At 49.1% G+C, this 19,780-nt stretch carries 14 protein-coding genes, 1 tRNA gene and 1 riboswitch; of the genes, 6 read left to right on the top strand and 9 right to left on the bottom strand.

Annotated features, from left to right (window positions below; genetic code table 11):
• Positions 1 to 545 precede the first annotated feature (545 nt).
• A complete protein-coding gene (locus ACZ5R2_RS14025) occupies positions 546 to 3,305 on the top strand; it encodes a cation-translocating P-type ATPase (protein ID WP_464899966.1) in 2,760 nt (919 codons plus the stop codon).
• Positions 3,306 to 3,503: 198 nt separating this feature from the next.
• Positions 3,504 to 5,114, top strand: coding sequence for a methyl-accepting chemotaxis protein (locus ACZ5R2_RS14020; protein WP_464899965.1), 1,611 nt, complete (start codon positions 3,504 to 3,506; stop codon positions 5,112 to 5,114).
• 67 nt (positions 5,115 to 5,181) lie between these two features.
• On the opposite strand, the gene nth is transcribed toward ACZ5R2_RS14020, so the two are convergent.
• From nth to ACZ5R2_RS13980, 8 genes are all read right to left on the bottom strand, one after another.
• The gene (nth, locus tag ACZ5R2_RS14015) at positions 5,182 to 5,817 is read right to left on the bottom strand and encodes an endonuclease III (protein WP_464899964.1); all 636 of its coding nucleotides are present in this window, start codon (positions 5,815 to 5,817) and stop codon (positions 5,182 to 5,184) included.
• A gap of 74 nt (positions 5,818 to 5,891) precedes the next feature.
• Positions 5,892 to 6,581, bottom strand: coding sequence for an electron transport complex subunit E (locus ACZ5R2_RS14010; protein ID WP_464899963.1), 690 nt, complete (start codon positions 6,579 to 6,581; stop codon positions 5,892 to 5,894).
• Complete coding sequence (gene rsxG / locus ACZ5R2_RS14005; RefSeq protein WP_464899962.1) at positions 6,574 to 7,209, bottom strand: electron transport complex subunit RsxG; 636 nt, start codon at positions 7,207 to 7,209, stop codon at positions 6,574 to 6,576. The genes ACZ5R2_RS14010 and rsxG overlap by 8 nt, the downstream gene beginning before the upstream one ends.
• Positions 7,210 to 7,211: 2 nt before the next feature.
• Positions 7,212 to 8,264: an electron transport complex subunit RsxD gene (rsxD, locus tag ACZ5R2_RS14000; protein ID WP_464899961.1), complete on the bottom strand. Its 1,053-nt coding sequence runs from the start codon at positions 8,262 to 8,264 to the stop codon at positions 7,212 to 7,214.
• Positions 8,264 to 10,945, bottom strand: coding sequence for an electron transport complex subunit RsxC (rsxC, locus tag ACZ5R2_RS13995; RefSeq protein WP_464899960.1), 2,682 nt, complete (start codon positions 10,943 to 10,945; stop codon positions 8,264 to 8,266). Before rsxC ends, rsxD begins: the two co-directional genes overlap by 1 nt.
• Positions 10,946 to 10,954: 9 nt before the next feature.
• Complete coding sequence (gene rsxB, locus ACZ5R2_RS13990; protein ID WP_464899959.1) at positions 10,955 to 11,542, bottom strand: electron transport complex subunit RsxB; 588 nt, start codon at positions 11,540 to 11,542, stop codon at positions 10,955 to 10,957.
• Entirely contained in the window at positions 11,542 to 12,123 is a 582-nt protein-coding gene (gene rsxA, locus ACZ5R2_RS13985; protein ID WP_464902371.1) for an electron transport complex subunit RsxA, read from the bottom strand. Before rsxA ends, rsxB begins: the two co-directional genes overlap by 1 nt.
• A 457-nt stretch (positions 12,124 to 12,580) precedes the next feature.
• Positions 12,581 to 12,656: transfer RNA gene (locus tag ACZ5R2_RS13980), tRNA-Asn, on the bottom strand.
• A gap of 507 nt (positions 12,657 to 13,163) precedes the next feature.
• On the opposite strand from ACZ5R2_RS13980, the gene uvrB reads away from it, so the two are divergent.
• The 3 genes from uvrB (at position 13,164) to ACZ5R2_RS13965 (ending at position 17,311) form a co-directional block, all read left to right on the top strand.
• On the top strand, positions 13,164 to 15,194 hold the full coding sequence (gene uvrB / locus ACZ5R2_RS13975; protein ID WP_464899958.1) for an excinuclease ABC subunit UvrB: 2,031 nt from the start codon (positions 13,164 to 13,166) through the stop codon (positions 15,192 to 15,194).
• 336 nt (positions 15,195 to 15,530) lie between these two features.
• The gene (gene luxO, locus ACZ5R2_RS13970; protein WP_464899957.1) at positions 15,531 to 16,958 is read left to right on the top strand and encodes a quorum-sensing sigma-54 dependent transcriptional regulator LuxO; all 1,428 of its coding nucleotides are present in this window, start codon (positions 15,531 to 15,533) and stop codon (positions 16,956 to 16,958) included.
• On the top strand, positions 16,955 to 17,311 hold the full coding sequence (locus ACZ5R2_RS13965; RefSeq protein WP_464899956.1) for an Hpt domain-containing protein: 357 nt from the start codon (positions 16,955 to 16,957) through the stop codon (positions 17,309 to 17,311). The genes luxO and ACZ5R2_RS13965 overlap by 4 nt, the downstream gene beginning before the upstream one ends.
• 128 nt (positions 17,312 to 17,439) lie before the next feature.
• Here ACZ5R2_RS13965 and ACZ5R2_RS13960 read toward each other — a convergent pair whose 3' ends face one another.
• The gene (locus tag ACZ5R2_RS13960; protein WP_464899955.1) at positions 17,440 to 18,327 is read right to left on the bottom strand and encodes a YvcK family protein; all 888 of its coding nucleotides are present in this window, start codon (positions 18,325 to 18,327) and stop codon (positions 17,440 to 17,442) included.
• 195 nt (positions 18,328 to 18,522) lie between these two features.
• A riboswitch (molybdenum cofactor riboswitch) is annotated at positions 18,523 to 18,737 on the top strand.
• Between ACZ5R2_RS13960 and moaA the strand changes: the two genes are divergently transcribed.
• Positions 18,726 to 19,715 (top strand): GTP 3',8-cyclase MoaA, encoded by a 990-nt coding sequence (gene moaA, locus ACZ5R2_RS13955; protein ID WP_464899954.1) that lies wholly within the window; start codon positions 18,726 to 18,728, stop codon positions 19,713 to 19,715. Its footprint overlaps the riboswitch before it by 12 nt.
• The last annotated feature ends 65 nt before the right edge of the window (positions 19,716 to 19,780 follow it).

The following is a 19,780-nucleotide window of genomic DNA, read 5'->3' as shown; positions in this document are numbered from 1 at the left end:
GAATACATGCTATTCAAAACTAGGTCTAAAAACCTAGCGTTGTAAATATTAGTGGCGAGTCGTTCCCGGTTTGTTGCTTATTAGCTCAGAATCTAACTAGCTATTCACTTGCTTCCATTTTTTCAATCTATGATTCCACCGATAAGTTTAGCATTTTTTACAGGTTATTCCGAATTATCATTTCGTTATTAAGGATTTTTCGATTTAACCGCCAGTTTTAGAAAGAAATAACGAATAATGAGCAATATCACAAAAATTCAATATTACTCGTTATTACAATGACTTAAGATTAGTTGTTATTCTCATGGTTTATTTTCGTTTCTAAAATATTTCAAGCGCGCAATGCATTTGGTTGTCAAGTGTGCGTTTGGTGTTAACAGCAGATCTTTGCCAATCCAAAATAGCTTGGTATATATTCAAAAACCGACTTGATAACGACTAGTTATGCACTAGCAGAAGCAAGCTGGATTCGGGAAATAAAAAACAATAAGTCTTATATTAATACATTTGTCCAAGGAAGCGGACGTTGATGTGGAGTCCTTAAAGTGACTAGTAAATGGTTTACACAACATAGTTCAGATGTTCTGAACACATTGAATACAGATCAGAATACAGGTCTATCGACTGCTGAAGCAGAAGCGCGCCTAGAGAAGTACGGTTCAAACGAACTGACTGCGCAGGAATCAGCAACTGCATGGGAGCTGTACATTCATCAGTACAAAAACCCACTCATCTTTATCCTTGGTATCGGCGCACTTGTCTCTGGCTTCACTGGCCATATGATCGATGCGATCGCAATCGCGGTTATCATTCTAATCAACACCGGTATCGCTTTCTGGCAAGAATTCAAAGCTCAGAAGGGTATGGAAGCGCTAAAAGAGATGGCGGCTCCAGAAGCAGAAGTGATGCGTGATGGTAAATGGATCAGCGTACCGGCGAAAACGCTTGTACCTGGTGACATGATCAAGATTAACACTGGTGACATTCTGCCTGCTGACGTGCGCATTATTGAAGCGAACCGTCTGACTGTCGATGAAGCAGCACTGACCGGTGAATCTGAGCCAGTCAACAAGCAATCTGAAACCATTGATGATGAGACAGTAGGTCTTGGCGATCAGAAGAACATGGGTTTCATGACCACTATCGTGACGACCGGTACCGGTCTTGCTGTAGTGACTAGCACAGGCATGGAAACAGAAGTTGGTCACATCGCTGATATGATGAACCAAACGGAAGAGACCAAAACACCAATGCAAGAGCGTATGGACACTATCGCTCTAGCGCTTCTAGTTGTGGCTCTAGTGGTTGTCGCTATCGTTTGTGCGATCGGCTTCTACCACGGCATGCCATGGCTTGAAATTCTAACCACAGGTATCTCTCTATCTGTAGCGGCAATCCCTGAAGGTCTTCCAACGGTTGTGACTATCGTACTAACGATGGGTTCACAGAAGATGGTCAAGAGCAACGCACTAGCAAAACAGCTCGCGGCGATTGAGACTCTTGGCTCAACGACTGTGATTTGTTCAGACAAGACAGGTACGCTAACTCAAAACCAAATGCAGGTGATGAAGGCTTACGACGTATCTGGCCGTTACTGGGATGTATCTGGTAAAGGTTTTGATCCGAAAGGCGAATTCATCGCAAAAGACCACGACGTTGCGGCAACTAACAGCCCAGCAATGATGAAAGGTCTAGTGGTTGCTACCCTTTGTAACGATGCAGAATACGTAGAATCAAAAGGTAACTGGACAGTACGTGGTAACCCAACTGAGGGCGCACTGATTGTTGCAGCAGCAAAAGCGGGTCTGAACCAATCTGAGATGCTAAGCACTGGTGGTTACTCTATCGTTAAGAAGTTCCCATTCGACTCTGGTCGTAAGATGGCTTCAGTCATCGTGCGTGACCCACAAGGTAAGCACTTCCTAGCGCTTAAAGGTGCGCCAGACGTAGTTCTAGGTAAATCAACTAGCTACATGGTTGACGGCGGCTTTGTCCCAACAGTGGGCACAGAGGCAGCAACCGTGGGTAACCTAGCGCTAGATACTGCTCCAGCACTAGAGCTACAAACTAACTTCGAACAAGCAATTCAAGCGTTCGGTAACGACGCTCTGCGTACACTAGCGGTTGGTTTCCGTGAGCTAAAAGAAGAAGAGCTAGAGCTTGACTTCCCAGAGCTTGAGAAAGATGTCAGCATCCTTGGTATCTACGGCATCATGGATCCACCACGCCCTGAAGTACGTGACGCGGTAGACAGCTGTTACAACGCAGGTGTTCGCACGGTAATGATCACCGGTGACCACGCCGTAACAGCAGCAGCGATTGCCCGTGAAATCGGCATTATCCGCAGCGAAGACGACCTAGTCGTGACAGGTGCTGAGCTTGACCAAATGGATGATGACAAGCTCAAAGCTATCTGTCCTAAGGTTGCGGTATTTGCGCGTGTAACCCCTGAGCACAAGCTACGCATCGTTAAAGCGCAGCAAGAGAACAACGAAGTGGCTTCGATGACCGGTGACGGTGTAAACGATGCACCTGCTCTACGTCGTGCTGACATCGGTGTAGCGATGGGCATCACAGGTACGTCAGTAGCAAAAGACTCTGGTGACCTGATCCTACTGGATGACAACTTCAGCACCATCGTAAAAGCGGTACGCCAAGGTCGTCAAATCTTCGATAACCTGCGTAAGTTTATCCGTCAGGCACTAACGGCTAACGTGGGTGAAGTATCGGTAATCCTATTTGCGTTCCTACTAATGGGCCCAGAAGCGATTCTGCCACTAACGCCACTAATGATCCTATGGGTTAACCTAGTATCAGATGGTCTACCAGCGCTAGCGCTAGGTGTAGAGCCTGAAGAGAAAGACCTTATGGAGCGTAAGCCACGTAAACGTAACGAAGGCTTCTTCTCTGATGGCCTAGGCGCACGTATCGTGACTCGTGGTCTGGCACTCGGTGGTCTAAGTTACTTCACATTCTCAGTAGCACTAGGCGATGGCTACAGCGCTCAGTATGCACAGACTGTTGCATTCCTAACGCTTATCTTTGCTCAGCTATGGAGCTTGTTCGATGCACGTACGTTCACAACGATTTACCGTAAGAACCCGTTCACAAACAACTACCTACTAGGCGCAGTAGCGGTATCAGCTCTACTCTCTCTAGGCGTTGTGTACTCAGGCTTCGGTCAGCTAGTATTTAGCACAGAAGCCGTTGAGTTCGGTCACCTAATGATGATCATCGGCGCGGCGGCAGTACCAACATTTGTACTGTCAGCGATTAAAGAAGTGACTAAGGTTAAATTCCTTTAATCACCTTGCTGCTTGACGCAAAAAATCCCGCTATGTAGCGGGATTTTTTGTTTCGAATAAAGAGTCACTATCCGGCTAATTCAATGAATTTTATGCCAAAGTTAAACAATCTTACACTTTTTGTCGTTAATTTCCGTACTCCAACCTATAAACTGAACGCCAACGATATAATGCTGGCGCTTATTGCCGTGGTAGTAGATGAAAATTTCACAGAAAATCTGGTCAATTAGCATTATTGCTATTGTCTGTTGCGTTGCGGTTAGCGTATCAAGCTATCTGACCTCACACCGACTCTTAAACAGTATCCAAACCATTCAAGTTGATCGCGCGATTCCGCTGGCTCAGCTCAAGTCTATCTCAGATGCCTATGCCGTCAATGTCATCGATGCATTGAACAAAACTCACCTTGAGCAGGGGGATCTCAATCGCCTGTTCAGACAGATCGATGATACGCTTGTGACGGCGAATCGAGATTGGCAGCAATACCGTCAGACAAACCTGACGGCGCAAGAGCACGTCTTGGCTGATCGTGCTGAGCAGCAGTTGGAAACGGTGGTGAGTAATCTTTCCACGCGCCAACAAGCTTTAAGAGATAATCGCCTCACCTTGTCTGAGATGATTCTTGATACTTACACCGATATCGATGAACTCAGTGGACGTATTGATGCGCTAATTGAGCTTCAGCTGGAGGTGGTTGAAGAGATTTACCAGTCCTCGGCTCAAACCGAACAGCAGTTTCACAAGGTGCGTATCTCGGTGATCCCTTTAGGGATAATCTTATTTGCGGTCATCTCCTACAAAATAACCTCATCCATTTCTGGCTTGCTTGGCGCAGAGCCTGAGGTAATTTCACGTCACCTCAGAAAAATGGCTAAAGGGGATTTTAGCCACTTTACTCCAATCACAGTTAAGCCTACTGGGGTTTATAAGTCACTGATTGAACTGGCTAATGGTCAAAATGTGCTATTAACAAACAGCCATTCGATGAGCAATAGTGTCGCCTCGGCTGCAGAGGAGTTATCCTGTGTGATGCAAGAGACTGCCGCCAATGCGCAACAGGAAAAGGTGCAGATAGAGGCGGTTTCGACGGCGATCACTCAGCTCTCAGCTACGGTCCATGAAATGACAGGCAGCACTCATGAAGCGGAACAAGCCGCAAACTTGGCAACTCAAAGCGTTAATCTTGGCAGCACCGAGTTGCAGCACTCTGTCGCACTAACTCAAGAGATTGATCGCTCAATCAATCAAACAGCCAAGGCTTTGCGACAGCTAAAAGACGACACTCAGAATATCGAGGAAGTGGTGGACGTGATCAGCCAGATTTCTGAGCAGACCAACTTATTAGCCTTGAACGCAGCTATCGAGGCCGCCCGAGCGGGTGAGCAGGGACGTGGCTTTGCCGTGGTGGCGGATGAGGTTCGCAATCTAGCGGCCAAGACTCAGCAATCGACTCAACGTATTCAGTCGATGATCGCAAGCTTCCAGGAGCAAGCGGAACTCGCAAATCAAACGATGCTCGATAATCAAAAATTGATTGAGAATTCAGTAAGCAGAGCAAACTCAGTAGAAACCGCTTTCGAAGAGATACAAGCGTCGGTGGTGTCCATCTCAGAGATTAACGCTCTGGTCGCCAGCGCCTCACAGGAGCAGCTCAGTGTGACGCAAGAGGTGGCCAAGAGCTCTGAGGTGATCATGGATTTGGTCAATCAAAACGCCAGCGCGGTCGCGCAAACGCAGCAGGCTTCAGCCGAGCTTGCCAAACTGTCGAATCAGCAGAAACAAGACTTAGCGAAATTTAAGTTAGCGTAATCACTTCGACACAAAATCCCGCATCAATATGCGGGATTTTTTGACCAAACTAAAATAAGAATATGGCCTAAACTTCTGTTTTTTCTTTGAACTCGCAAAGGTCTTCGATAATGCAACTCCCGCAGCGAGGCTTGCGCGCCACACAGGTGTAGCGGCCATGAAGGATCAGCCAGTGATGGACATCAAGCTTAAACTCTTTGGGCACCACTTTAAGCAGCTTGTTCTCCACATCATCAACGGTCTTCCCCATGGCGAACTTGGTACGATTGGAGACACGATAGATATGGGTATCGACGGCAATCGTCGGCCAGCCAAATGCGGTATTTAACACCACATTGGCTGTCTTACGGCCAACGCCGGGTAGCGCTTCGAGCGCCTCACGGTTCTCCGGCACTTCGCTGTTGTGTTGTTCAATCAAAATGCGGCACGTCTTGATCACGTTTTCCGCTTTCGAGTTAAACAGGCCAATGGTCTTGATATAGTCTTTAACGCCATCCACCCCAAGCTCGAGCATCGCCTCTGGCGTATTAGCGACCAGATAGAGCTTATCGGTCGCCTTGTTGACGCTGACATCGGTTGCTTGTGCTGATAATAGCACGGCGATCAGCAGCTCAAATGGGCTTGACCAGTTGAGCTCTGTTTGTGGATTGGGGTTGTTTTCTCTCAGTCGCTGCAGTATTTCGACGCGTTTGGTGTTGTTCATAGTTGAGCTTTCAATTTATTGTTGTTGGTGAGTCAATTCTGTTTGATGACTCGATTCTTTTTGGTAACGGTTGGCTAGCTGGTTACTCGCGCTCGCTCTATGACAGCCTTGGGTTGTTTTGGCTGGCGCGATGCAATCTGTTTATCGATGACGTTTTTCGCTGCAATCAACAAGCCCACACCGATAAACGCTCCCGGAGGCAGTAGGGCCAGCAGAAATTGACTGTCGGTTTGGAAGACTTCGATGCGTAGTGCGGTTGCCCAACTACCCAGCAATAAGTCCGCTCCATCAAACAGAGTCCCATTCCCTAGTAACTCGCGCAATGCACCGAGGACAACTAAGGCTGAGCCCATGCCCATGCCCATCCAAAAGCCATCTTGAACCGCAGGTAGCCACGGGTTCTTCGAGGCGAAGGCTTCGGCGCGACCAATAATGATGCAGTTGGTGACGATCAAGGGAATGAAGATACCCAATGATAGGTACAGCTCATAGGCGAACGCATTCATTAATAGTTGAACACAGGTTACCAGAGCGGCAATGATCATGACAAAGATCGGGATGCGAACCTCTTTCGGGACATAGTTCTTGACCAGCGACACAGTCAGGTTTGAACCTACTAACACGAACAGGGTTGCCAGGCCAAGACCCAGAGCATTGGTCACTGTCGATGACACGGCCAGCAGCGGGCAGAGTCCCAGCAGTTGGACAAGGGCTGGGTTATTATCCCACAAGCCATTTTTAATTAAGGTGCGATGTTTAGTCATGCTTGGCTCCGCAGTTTGTTGGTTGAGTCACCAGAGTGTCACGGTTTTCGTTCAAAAACAGGCTGGCATTCTTAACCGCATTGACGACCGCTCTAGGGGTGATCGTCGCGCCGGTAAACTGGTCAAATTGACCCCCATCCTTACGCACTTTCCATTGATCAATATTGGTTGAACTGACGAACTTACCCGAGAAATCTAGGATCCACTCTGAGACACGGAGATCGATTTTATCACCGAGTCCAGGCGTCTCTTGATGCTCAAGCACGCGAGAGCCGAGGATCTGTCCGCGCATCGTCGTGGCAACGATCAGCTTAATTGAACCGTTGTAGCCGTCCGGGGCAACAGCTTCAATGGCTATTGCCACAGGCTCACCCTCAAAAGTTGCAACGTACGCCAGTAGAGGCTCAGAGGTGCCAAGTAGAGGGTCTTGAACCAGGGTACAGGCTTGGTAAAGCTCATTGTCATGCATGCGGGTTGGAATAACTTGATTGAGCACACGCAGCAATTGCTGTTGCTGCTGCTGCGCAATTCGGTCTTTGGTGGCAAGATTAGTGAATGCGACTAACCCCGTTGCGGCACAAGCAAAAATGACAAGGATTAAGGCGTTGTTTCTAATTGCGTTGATCATGGTTATTTTTCGTGTCCGTAGGTACGAGGTTTAGTGTAGTGGTCGATGAGTGGAACACACATATTAGCGAGCAAAACTGCAAAGGCGACACCATCGGGGAACCCTCCCCACGAGCGAATAACAAAAATCATCACCCCAATAAGTCCGCCGTAGATAAGACGTCCCCTTACCGTGGTTGATGCTGAGACGGGGTCGGTAGCGATGAAGAAAGCACCGAGCATCGTCGCGCCCGAAAGCAAATGAAATATTGGCGAGGCCACTTCACCCGGAAATAGCAACATCCCGAGTAAGTTGGAAACCAGCAAACCACCAAGCACGCCAGTTGGAATGTGCCAGTTGGTGACTCGCAGCTTGATCATGGCCACGCCACCGATGAGATAGGCGATATTAACCCATAGCCAGCCGACGCCGGCAAAACCGTTAAACTGAGGCTGGGCAAGAATCTCACTTAGTGTTAGACCAGAGTGAAGCCCGGTCTTGACTCCGTCGAGTGGTGTCGCCATCGATACACCATCAATGCCCGCGCGAACCTGCTGGAGTGATAAACCATCGGTATCAAAGCCCGTGAAAATCAGTCCAAGGGCATCGCGAAAATTAACCTCGATGGTTTGCAGTGCTAGTGGCTCTATCCAGCTTGTCATCTGTACAGGGAAAGAGATCAGCAGCACCACGTAGGCAACCATCGCTGGATTGAACAGATTTTGCCCAATGCCGCCATAGAGGTGTTTGGCGATAACAATCGCGAAAATCAATCCAATGACGAGCACCCACCAAGGCGAGTAGGGAGGTATGGCGATGGCCAGCAACCAAGCGGTAACAAGTGCGCTGTAATCTCTTAGCGCACTAATTGGTGAGCGCTTGCGTACCAACATCACTAGTGCCTCGAGCATAAGCGCAATCATGATGGCAAAAACCAACTGGATGACGGTTCCCCAACCAAATAGCATGGTTTGTGCTAGCAGCCCCGGCACGGCACACACTGCCAACAACTTCATCAGTGTTGGAGTACTGCGTCGACTGTGCGCGTGCGGTGAGCTCGCAATAAAAAATGCCATTATTCTTGATCCTCGTGATGGTTGTTAGCTTGCTGTGCTTTACGAGCTTTCGCGCGAGCTATGGCCGCTGCTACAGCAGCCTTTTTTGAGTCTTCAGCTGCTGGAACTGTCGCTTCATCAGCAGATTGTGCTTGTTGCTCGGCTTTGCGAGCTTTAGCGCGAGCGACGGCTGCCGCCACCGCGGCTTTTTTTGGATCCTCTGCTGGTGACGTTGTCGTTTTATCGGCAGATTGTGCTTGTTGCTCGGCTTTGCGAGTTTTAGCGCGAGCGACGGCTGCCGCCACCGCGGCTTTTTTGGGATCTTCTGTTGGTGAAGTTGTTGCTTCTTCATCAGCAGATTGTGCTTTTTGCTCCGCTTTGCGCGCTTTAGCGCGAGCGACGGCTGCTGCCACTGCAGCTTTTTTCGGATCCTCTGCTGGCGACGTTGTCGTTGCATTATCAGGTTGAGGTTGTTGCTCGGCTTTACGCGCTTTAGCGCGAGCGACGGCTGCCGCCACCGCGGCTTTTTTTGGATCCTCTGCTGGTGACGTTGTCGCCTCATCATCAGGTTGAGTTTGTTGCCCCGCTTTGCGCGCTTTAGCGCGAGCGACGGCTGCCGCCACCGCGGCTTTTTTCGGGTCCTCTGCTGGTGACGTTGTCGCCTCATCACCAGGTTGTGTTTGTTGCCCTGCTTTGCGCGCTTTAGCGCGAGCGATGGCTGCCGCCACCGCGGCTTTTTTCGGGTCCTCTACTGGTGACGTTGTCGCTTCATCATCAGGTTGAGTTTGCTGCTCCGCTTTGCGTGCTTTAGCGCGAGCGACAGCCGCTGCCACTGCCGCTTTTTTGGGGTCTTCTGATGATGAAGGCAAGGTTGTCGCTGCATTATCAGATGGTGTTTGTTGCTCCGCTTTGCGTGCTTTGGCTCGAGCAATCGCCGCCGCAACTGCAGCTGACTTGCTTTCACCTTCTGCTTGCACAGAGCTATTCGTCTCAGCTTTTGCCGCTCTTGCTTCGCGAGCTTGACGCTTACGCTCTTCGCGCAGCTTGATCATTTCGCTGTTATCTGGCTCTGCTTGTCCAGCTGCCTGCGCTTGTTTCGCCTTGGCTCGAGCAATAGCAGCGGCCACGGCAGGCTTAGTCTTAGTGGGCTCATCTGCACCAGTTTGAGCGCTTTTCTGTGCCTTGACTCGGGCAATTGCAGCGGCAATCGCATCAGAGTCACCAGAGGCCTTCATCTCTTGACGACGGTCTTGGGCGGCTTTTTTAAAGCGATTCTCGCGCTCGGCCTTATCACGCTCAAGGCGGGCTTTTTTATCTTCAAAGCGCTGCTTAGCTCGCTCGGCCGACTCGGCATCGGCTTTACGCTCTTTGATCTCCGCTTTTGCTTGGCGGTAATACTGAACGAGAGGGATTTCGCTTGGGCATACGTAGGCACACGCGCCACACTCAATACAGTCTTTAAGATTAAGTTGTTCACACTTATCAAAGTCCTGTGCCTTGGCATACCACACGAGTTGCTGAGGCAGCAGTGAGGCAGGACAGGCCTCAGCGCATTGACCGCAGCGGATACACGCCATCTCAGTACCTTGATGCGGGATCTCACGTTTTTTTGGTGCCAAAATGCAGTTGGTGCCCTTAGTGATCGGCACATTCTCGTGGGGCAGAGTAAAGCCCATCATTGGTCCACCCAATATCACGCGTGGGTCACGTTTGGCACGCTTGAAGCTGTATTGATTGAGCAGCTCTGCAATGGGGGTTCCTAGGCGAACCCAGACGTTTTGCGGGCGCGGAAACGCTTGACCAGTCAGGGTTACCACACGCTCAATCAGGGGCTCACCATCAATCACCGCACGCTTAATCGCGTAGGTTGAACCGACATTTTGTACCAAAATGCCTATATCAGCAGGCAGGCCATTGGCAGGCACTTCTTGATTAGTCAGCACCTTGATCAGTTGTTTTTCCCCACCTGAAGGGTATTTGCTTGGCACAACACGGATAACCATATCTTTGTGCTGTGCCGCTTTCTCTAACGCTGCGATCGCTTGTGGTTTATTGTCCTCGATACCAATGATGGTTAACTTGGGCTGGAGGATATGTTCAAGAATTGAGATACCTTCAACCACCTCATCCGCGTGCTCTTGCATCAAGCGATCATCCGCGGTGATATATGGCTCACACTCGGCAGCGTTGATGATCAGGATCTCAGTGCGTGATAGACCCGTCTGCAGCTTTCTCGCCGTTGGAAAGGTCGCGCCACCCATCCCGGAAATCCCAGCTTGGCGGATGACTTCGATAAGCTCGTCGGGTGTTACCTGATGAAAATCCGTAACTGGGTTCAGTTCAGTCCAGCGGTCCTCACCATCGGGTTGGATCACGATTGCCATCTCACTGAGACCCGATGGGTGGGCAACCGTTCGCGGTTCGATAGCTGTGATGGTGCCTGATGTCGGTGCATGGACAGGGAGGGTGAAGCCAGCATCAAACTTGGTCAAAGCCTGACCCTTCAGGACTTTATCGCCAACGCTCGTTATTAAGGTGCCGGGGCGACCGATATGCTGCTTGAGTGGCAAGACCAACTCGCTGGGTAGGGCAGCATGAGTAATATTATGACGGCTAGATTGGACTTTGTTCTCCGGTGGGTGGATCCCACCAGGAAAGTCCCATAGAGCTCCGGTTCTAATTTGTTCAACTAAAGACAACATACCCACTACTTATCGGTCACTAATTTCAGATGATGGTTGAGAATTCGTTACGTCCACAACTGGGATCGCGTTCATTTGCCACTTCCAGGTGTCTGTGGTCGCATTGACTGGGATCATCTCGATACAATCCGTTGGGCAGGGTGCAACGCATAAGTCACAGCCAGTGCACTCATCTTTTATTACGGTATGCAAGGCTTTGGTTCCACCCACAATCGCGTCCACGGGACAGGCTTGAATACACTTGGTACAGCCGATGCACATATCCTCGTGAATAAAGGCGACGGTTTTAATCGCCTGCTCTGGGCCCTCGTCCGAATCAGGCACATCGACACCCATTAAATCAGCCAGTTTTTCAATCGTGGCTTGACCTCCAGGGGGGCATTTGTTGATCTCGTCGCCGTTGGCAATTGCTTCAGCATACGGGCGACAGCCTGGGTAACCACACTGACCACACTGAGTTTGGGGTAATATCGCATCGATTTGATCGACAATTGGGTCTGCCTCAACCTTAAAACGAATTGAAGCAAAGCCGAGTATGGCACCGAACAGAGCAGCGAGGGCAGCGATAGCTAAAATAGCAATGACAATAGTATTCATCAGAATTTCACCAGCCCAGTAAAGCCCATAAAGGCGAGCGACATCAGGCCGGCAGTCACCATTGCGATTGAGGCGCCTTTGAATGGCTGCGGGACGTCAGCCGCTGCGATACGCTCACGCATGGAGGCGAATAGGACTAGGACTAAAGAAAAGCCGACAGCCGCACCGAAACCAAAAATAATCGACTCGATAAAGGTATGATTTTCATTGATATTGAGCAGCGCAACACCCAAAACCGCGCAGTTGGTGGTGATCAAGGGAAGAAAGATACCTAATAATCGATATAACGTCGGGCTGGTTTTGTGTACCACCATCTCAGTAAACTGGACCACAACCGCAATCACAAGAATAAAACTCATGGTGCGCAGGTACTGTAATTCCAGAGGGGCGAGTATATAACTTTCAACAAGATACGCACTCACCGAGGCGAGTGTTAATACAAAGGTCGTCGCCAAGCCCATTCCTATCGCGGTATCAAGCTTTTTCGATACCCCCATAAACGGGCACAGGCCTAAAAACTTTACCAAAACAAAATTGTTGACTAAAACGGTACCCACTAGCAACAAGAAATACTCGGTCATGATGGTTTCTGCATAATTATCTGATCCCAATATTATCGTGCTTTGTGAGGCTAATAACAACCGAGTAAAGCTAAGGTTTTATTCTGTTGGTGAAAAATCCTCCTGCTGCGGAGAGGCGAGAGTCGAGAAGCGAGAGTCGAGGGGGTCACTCTTGCGTTGATAGAGCGCAGAAAACATTAGGCTACGCAGCGTATTGTGATCTCGAGCTTTGAAGTTGCGTTACCTAATGTTTCGGTATCCGATTCTCGACTCTGAATGTAGAAACGCAACATCCTTATCTAGAAGGAGGCGAGGATTAACGTGTGGGTAGAAGTATGGATAGAATGCGCTGCGTTCAGTGCTGTTGAGAATGAGCGTAGAAGCTACGTTAACCAACATCTCGCTTCTCGCCTCTCGATTCTCGCCTCTGAATTCATAAAAAAAGCCACGTCAAACGACGTGGCTTTTTTTATGAATTTGGCTCCCCCTGCGGGACTCGAACCTGCGACATACGGATTAACAGTCCGCCGTTCTACCAACTGAACTAAGGGGGAATTGCTCGAAAGCGGGGCGAATCTTATCGAGGCTCAGCGTAGCTGTCAACCAAAAAACGGAAATAATTTTCGCTATTAGAGTATTTACTTATACCAACCCCTTGGGCGCAAAGGCTTGGCTAAACTTATCCACCATATTTGTGGATAAGTGTGTTAATTGACTATTAATACAATTGTACAACAAGCAATCAATCGACTTACGTGCTGGTGTTTAAACTAAGATGGCTATCTAATCTGCTAATTTAAAAGCAATTAACTAAAAGTTGAACGACTATCATTCAAAATGGTTTGGAGAGTGCAAACTGAATAAGTTGTGAGTAGCTTTGTATATGTGGAAAAGCTGTGACTTTAGCTTGAAGGGAAATCGACAGCTCTGCTGCGAGGGGCGTGAACTATACCAAGTTCACTCTCATTTGGCTATCTTTTATTCACTGTGCCAGTGACTTGGGTATCTATCTAACTCGGGTATACTGGCGAGATAAACAATAACAAATGAGAGCGACCCAAATGAGTAAAGTCTTCGAGCTCAAATCCGATTACCAGCCCTCGGGGGACCAACCAGCGGCGATTGAAAAATTGCTCAGTGGTTTGGACTCTGGTCTTGCCCATCAGACGCTGTTGGGTGTGACGGGATCGGGTAAAACCTTTACCTTGGCCAATGTTATCGCCACAGCGCAGCGTCCCGCGTTGGTTTTAGCCCCGAATAAAACGCTTGCTGCGCAACTTTATGGTGAGATGAAGGCCTTCTTCCCCAATAATGCGGTTGAGTACTTTGTCTCTTATTACGACTACTATCAACCCGAAGCTTACGTACCAACCACCGACACCTTTATTGAAAAGGATGCGTCGGTTAATGCACACATCGAGCAGATGCGCTTATCCGCAACTAAGGCGCTACTGGAGCGTAAGGATGCGATTATTGTCGCATCGGTATCGTCGATTTATGGTCTGGGTGATCCCGAGTCATACTTACAAATGATGCTGCATGTGTGTCGTGGTGATGTGATTGGTCAGCGTGATATCTTGCGCCGCTTGGCTGAACTGCAATACAGTCGCAACGATATCGCGTTTGAGCGCGGTCAGTTTCGCGTGCGTGGCGAGGTGATTGATATCTTCCCAGCTGAGTCTGATCAAGACGCGGTGCGTATTGAGATGTTTGACGACGAGGTGGACAATATCAGCATCTTTGACCCCCTGACAGGCGTGGTCAAACAGCGTGACCTTCCACGGATCACCGTCTATCCCAAAACCCACTATGTGACGCCGCGCGAGCGAATCTTAGAGGCGATAGAGGGGATCAGAGAAGAGCTCGAGGATCGTCAGAAATACCTCAAAGACAATAACAAGTTACTCGAAGAGCAGCGCATTACTCAACGTACTCAGTTTGATATTGAGATGATGACTGAACTGGGGTTCTGTTCTGGGATCGAGAACTACTCGCGTTACCTCAGTGGTCGAGCCGAAGGGGAGGCGCCACCAACCCTATTTGATTACCTACCCGCAGATGGCTTGTTGATCATCGACGAGTCCCACGTGACCGTCCCGCAGATTGGTGCCATGTATAAGGGGGACCGCTCGCGCAAAGAAACCTTGGTTGAATATGGTTTCCGCTTGCCGTCAGCGCTGGATAACCGTCCAATGAAGTTTGATGAGTTTGAGGCGATCTCACCACAAACGATTTTTGTTTCTGCCACGCCGGGTAACTATGAGCTGGAGAAGTCGAGTAGGGATATCGTTGATCAAGTTGTCAGACCAACCGGTCTGCTTGACCCTGAACTTGAGGTGCGCCCGGTGGCAACGCAGGTGGACGACCTATTATCGGAGATCCGTATCCGATCAGTGAAGGACGAGCGAGTACTGGTGACGACACTGACCAAACGAATGGCAGAGGATCTCACGGAATACTTGCATGAACATGACGTCAAGGTGCGTTATCTACACTCAGATATTGATACCGTCGAGCGGGTAGAGATTATTCGTGATTTGCGCTTGGGCGAGTTTGATGTCTTGGTTGGGATCAACTTGTTACGTGAGGGATTGGATATGCCCGAGGTTTCACTGGTGGCCATTCTCGATGCCGATAAGGAAGGTTTTTTGCGCTCTGAACGCTCATTGATTCAAACCATTGGTCGCGCAGCACGTAACCTGCAGGGTAAGGCTATTCTGTATGCGGACAAAATCACCAACTCGATGAAGCGAGCAATGGATGAAACCAATCGTCGTCGAGAGAAGCAGCAGGCACACAATCTAGAGCAAGGGATCGAGCCACAGGCACTCAAGCGTAATATCAAAGATATCATGGAACTTGGAGACATCACCAAAGCGAAAAATCAGCGTAAGTCGAAGGTGGTGCCACTTTCGAACGTTGCCGAGCAGGGCGCAGATTACGGGGCGCTGTCGCCACAGGAGTTAGACAAAGAGATCGGAAAACTCGAGGCGCAGATGTACAAACATGCGCAAGACCTAGAGTTTGAATTGGCGGCCGAAAAGCGTGACCAGATTGAGAAACTACGTCAGCAATTTATCGCTAATAGCTAGGTCGCTGAGTGATAGACTGAAACGCGGGCAAAAAAATAGCCAATAGAATTGTCTATTGGCTCTATATGTGAAAAATTTTCACTAACAACGTCAGTTGGCTAGGTGACCCTTGCGGGTCAGACGTTATAAAGCACTATCCATGCCAGTTTTTAGAATAATTATTTCATCAGATATAAGTTATTGTTATGTAATGTTTTTGTGCTTATATTTGGAACGGATGTCACTGACACTTGACGATACAGTGCTTTGCTTGCAAAGAAAAATTTGATATATGCAATTGCAAAATGCAAAATGAGCGACAAATAATTATCATATTGCAACGCACTTGGCTTAGTTATGCAAACTACAGATAAAAACAACAAATACCTGTTGATGGTAGAAGACACCGCATCAGTCGCGACCCTATATCGGACCTACCTAACGCCGCTCGGCATTGATATTGATATCGTAGTCAACGGACAAGATGCCATCGAGAGTCTTGAGCATCGTATTCCTGACCTTATTTTGCTTGATTTGCGCCTGCCAGATATGACCGGGATGGATGTGCTTGCCGCCGTCAAACGCAAGCATAAAGACGTGCCAGTGATCTTTATGACCGCTCATGGCTCGATCGAGACTGCGGTTGAAGCGATGCGCCTTGGCGCACAAGACTTTTTGATCAAGCCTTGTGAGGCCGATCAGTTGCGCATCACCGTCAACAACGCAATGCGTAAGGCATCTAAGCTTAAGATCGATAATGATAATCCCAAAAACCGCCGTTATCAGGGTTTTATTGGTAGTAGTGCCAGTATGCAGTCTGTTTATCGGGTGATCGATTCAGCTGCCACCAGTAAGGCAAGTATCTTTATCACTGGAGAGAGTGGGACTGGTAAAGAGGTATGTGCGGAAGCGGTGCATGCCGCGAGCAATCGCAGTGACAACCCCTTTATTGCGATTAACTGTGCAGCGATCCCTAAAGACTTGATTGAAAGCGAGCTGTTTGGGCATGTGAAAGGCGCATTTACTGGCGCTTCAACCGATCGCCAAGGTGCGGCCGAGATGGCTGATGGGGGCACCTTGTTCCTCGATGAGATCTGTGAGATGGATTTGGATCTTCAGACAAAGCTGCTGCGCTTTATCCAAACTGGTACCTTTCAAAAAGTGGGCTCTTCCAAGATGAAGAGTGTTGATGTTCGCTTTGTGTGTGCGACCAACCGTGACCCTTGGAAAGAGGTTCAGGAGGGGCGTTTTCGTGAAGATTTGTACTACCGACTGTATGTGATCCCACTGCACCTACCCCCACTGCGTGAGCGTGGAGAGGATATTATTGAAATTGCCTACTCCTTGCTTGGCTTTATGTCTAATGAAGAGGGGAAAGAGTTCACGACTATGTCGCCGCAGGTGGTCAATCGATTCATAAATTATGAGTGGCCCGGTAACGTGCGCCAACTGCAAAATGTGCTACGCAACATTGTAGTGCTCAACAGTGGCAAAGAGATTGGTCTAGATATGTTGCCACCACCACTCAATCAGCCAGTGCCAAACAAGGCAAGCAATCATGTTGCGAGTGCACTTGTGCTGCCAATGGAAAGTGAGGGTGTGGAAGCGACTCTCTCAGTCGCTGACATCATGCCTCTGTGGGAGAGTGAAAAACGTACGATTGAGCGAGCGATAGAGCTGTGTGATGGCAATATTCCACGCGCAGCGCGTTATTTAGAGGTCAGCCCATCGACGTTATATCGTAAACTCCAATCATGGGAGCAACGCAAAGAGGTTAGCGAGTGAGTATCATTAATCGAGTGGCAATCGACGAGCTTGGTGAGCAAATCGGACAGGAGAATCTCACTCCGTTGTTTGAGATCTTTACCAAGGAACTGGCTGACTATCAGCAAATATTATCGCAGTGTGAGGCGAACGAAATCTCAAAGCAACTGGCTGAAATCTGTCATGCCCTCAAGAGCAGCGCTGCGAGTTTTGGCGCTGACACCCTGTGTGAACACGCGAGAGAAATGGATCGGCTTTATAAGTTAGGCACCGATCTTAGTTTGGGAGACTATGTTGAGCAAACCAACGCAATGCTAGCAGAGACCAAGCACGCCTACATCGACTACATAACACGAGTTTCGAGGAGCGGGTAACACTTCGTTCCGAGGTGCGAGTAATTTAGCGCGCGCTTGAAGATCCTCGTGCCAAGTCATCAACCACACGCTTGTAACTCCTCGAACCCCGTAGGGCAAAGCCCGAACTCGAACCTCGCCCCCCTGGTTTAATTTAAGAGCGATTCAACCGCCAGTTTGAGTTTGTCGCGGTCATGGCGCCAGTCGCGGTTGGCTGAGGCTAGGGGGGTAATGAAATATTCCCACTCGTTCGCCACATCAGTATCGGGTTCTTGCGCCACAATGACATCGATTTTACGTGCTTGGCAGGCGCGTTCACACCACTGTAGCTTCTCGACCAGGCTCATTCTTCCCGCTGGACCATACTCTGGGGATAGGTTGTCAACGAAAACCAGTTTTGCTTTGGTGTTTTTAGCAATCGCTCGGCCAATCTCGGGAAGCAAAAGTGGCGGCATAATACTGGTGAGAAAGCTGCCTGGTCCCAGGATAATGCAATCTGCCTCCTCGAGAGCAATGACAGCCTCTCGCGTTGCCGGCACTTCAGGAGAAAGATCCATACGCAACAGGTCTTGTTCCATCTCATCGACTGAGGTCTCACCGGTCACCCAAACACCGTCTTTAGACAGAGCGGTCAAATCTGACGGGTGCTCGGTCATCGGTACGATATTGGTATTAACCTTGAGCATATCCCGGATCAAATTGATGGCATCAAGGGGTCTGACTGAAAGATTATCTAGGGAGGTGAGCATCAGGTTGCCAAGGTTGTGACCGTTGAGCTCTCCCGCGCCGCGAAAGCGGTATTCAAACATCATTGAGCTGATGGAAGGTTGGGTGATCAACTGATTGATACAGTTGCGAGTATCTCCCCAAGCGATCCCGCCTTGGCACTCACGGATCCGACCGGTGGAGCCACCATTGTCCGTTGTGGTTACGATACCGGTAGCGTTGGAACCGAAATCCTTTAATGCTGCCAGCATTCGCCCTAGCCCGTGGCCGCCGCCGACTGCAACGATTTTATTGTTGCGATAGATAGTCATAGTTCTTCTTATAAAGTGGCGTATTTGGGCTAAACTTTATCTTAATGATGACCTGTTGCACAGTGGTTAGCCGCAAAATCGGAGCTGTCCCATACTATAAGCTACGTTTATTGGTAAATCCTCTAGCCAACAAAGTCATTATTCAGTATTTTAGTTGAAGCTGTTATCCAACCTAGGTCGCAACGATGGCCGGGATAATTGCCATAACTCCGAGCTGTGACAGCTACGTCGATGCATTGAGGTATTGATTCATATAGGCCGTGGTCACTTAAGAGGTGATTCTCGGCGGATGTGATAACTAGTCGTAATGCAGTTGATATGCTTTCATAGCCAGTGGTCAAGTACCACCAGGGCTTCGTTAGAAATGACGACGCCTCCCGTGTTTGGAAAGGTGTTCCGTGGCTCAACAATTAGAAGATATTTTTCACCGCAAGTTTTATTACTTGCGCCTGTCGGTGACCGACGTGTGCAATTTCAAATGCACTTACTGCCTGCCTGATGGTTATAAACCTTCGGGGCGTCGTAACTCGTCATTCCTATCGCTCGATGAGATCAGTCGGGTGGTCAAAGCCTTTGCTGATTGTGGCACCTCTAAGGTGCGCATCACAGGCGGCGAGCCAACGCTGCGCAAAGATTTCACCGATATCGTTGGTCTAATCTCGCAAACCTCAGGTATTGAGAAGGTCGCTATGACCACCAATGGCTATCGCATGAAGCGTCAGGTCCAAGATTGGCGTCAGGCTGGATTGACCCACATCAATGTCAGTGTTGATAGCCTAGATCCACGCCTGTTTCACCAGATCACTGGTGAAAACAAATTCCACGATGTGATGGATGGCATTGAGCGCGCCTTTGAGGTGGGGTATGAGCAGGTTAAAGTCAACGTGGTACTGATGAAAGACCTTAATCATCAACAGTTGCCGCAATTTCTTGACTGGATCAAGACTCGCCCAATTCAATTACGCTTTATCGAGCTGATGCAGACTGGTGATATGAATGATCTATTTCGTAACCATCATGTTTCGGGCGTGGCGATCCGCAATCAACTGATTGCTGATGGCTGGCTTTTGCGTCCTCGAGGCCAAAGTGATGGGCCCGCTCAGGTTTTCTATCACCCGGATTATCTTGGTGAAATTGGCCTGATCATGCCTTACGAGAAAGAATTTTGTGAAACCTGCAATCGACTTCGTGTATCGGCATTGGGTAAGTTGCATCTGTGTCTGTTTGGCGAGTATGGGGTTGATCTGCGTGATTTACTCGAGAGCGATCAGCAAGAGCCGCAGTTGATAGCGCGTATTCAAGAGCATCTACAGACCAAAAAAGTGAGCCACTTCCTTCATGATGGTAACCCGGGAATGACGCCCAATTTAGCGTCGATTGGCGGCTAGCTTAGCAGCAAAAAAGACCAAATAACCCCCCTTCCAAGTACCCAGAGACGTGGCTTCTAGGGACA

It is taken from the genome of Vibrio sabulosilitoris, assembly GCF_055391395.1.
The sequence above is the reverse complement of the archived record's forward strand: the minus strand, read 5'-3'. Positions and strand labels throughout refer to the sequence as shown.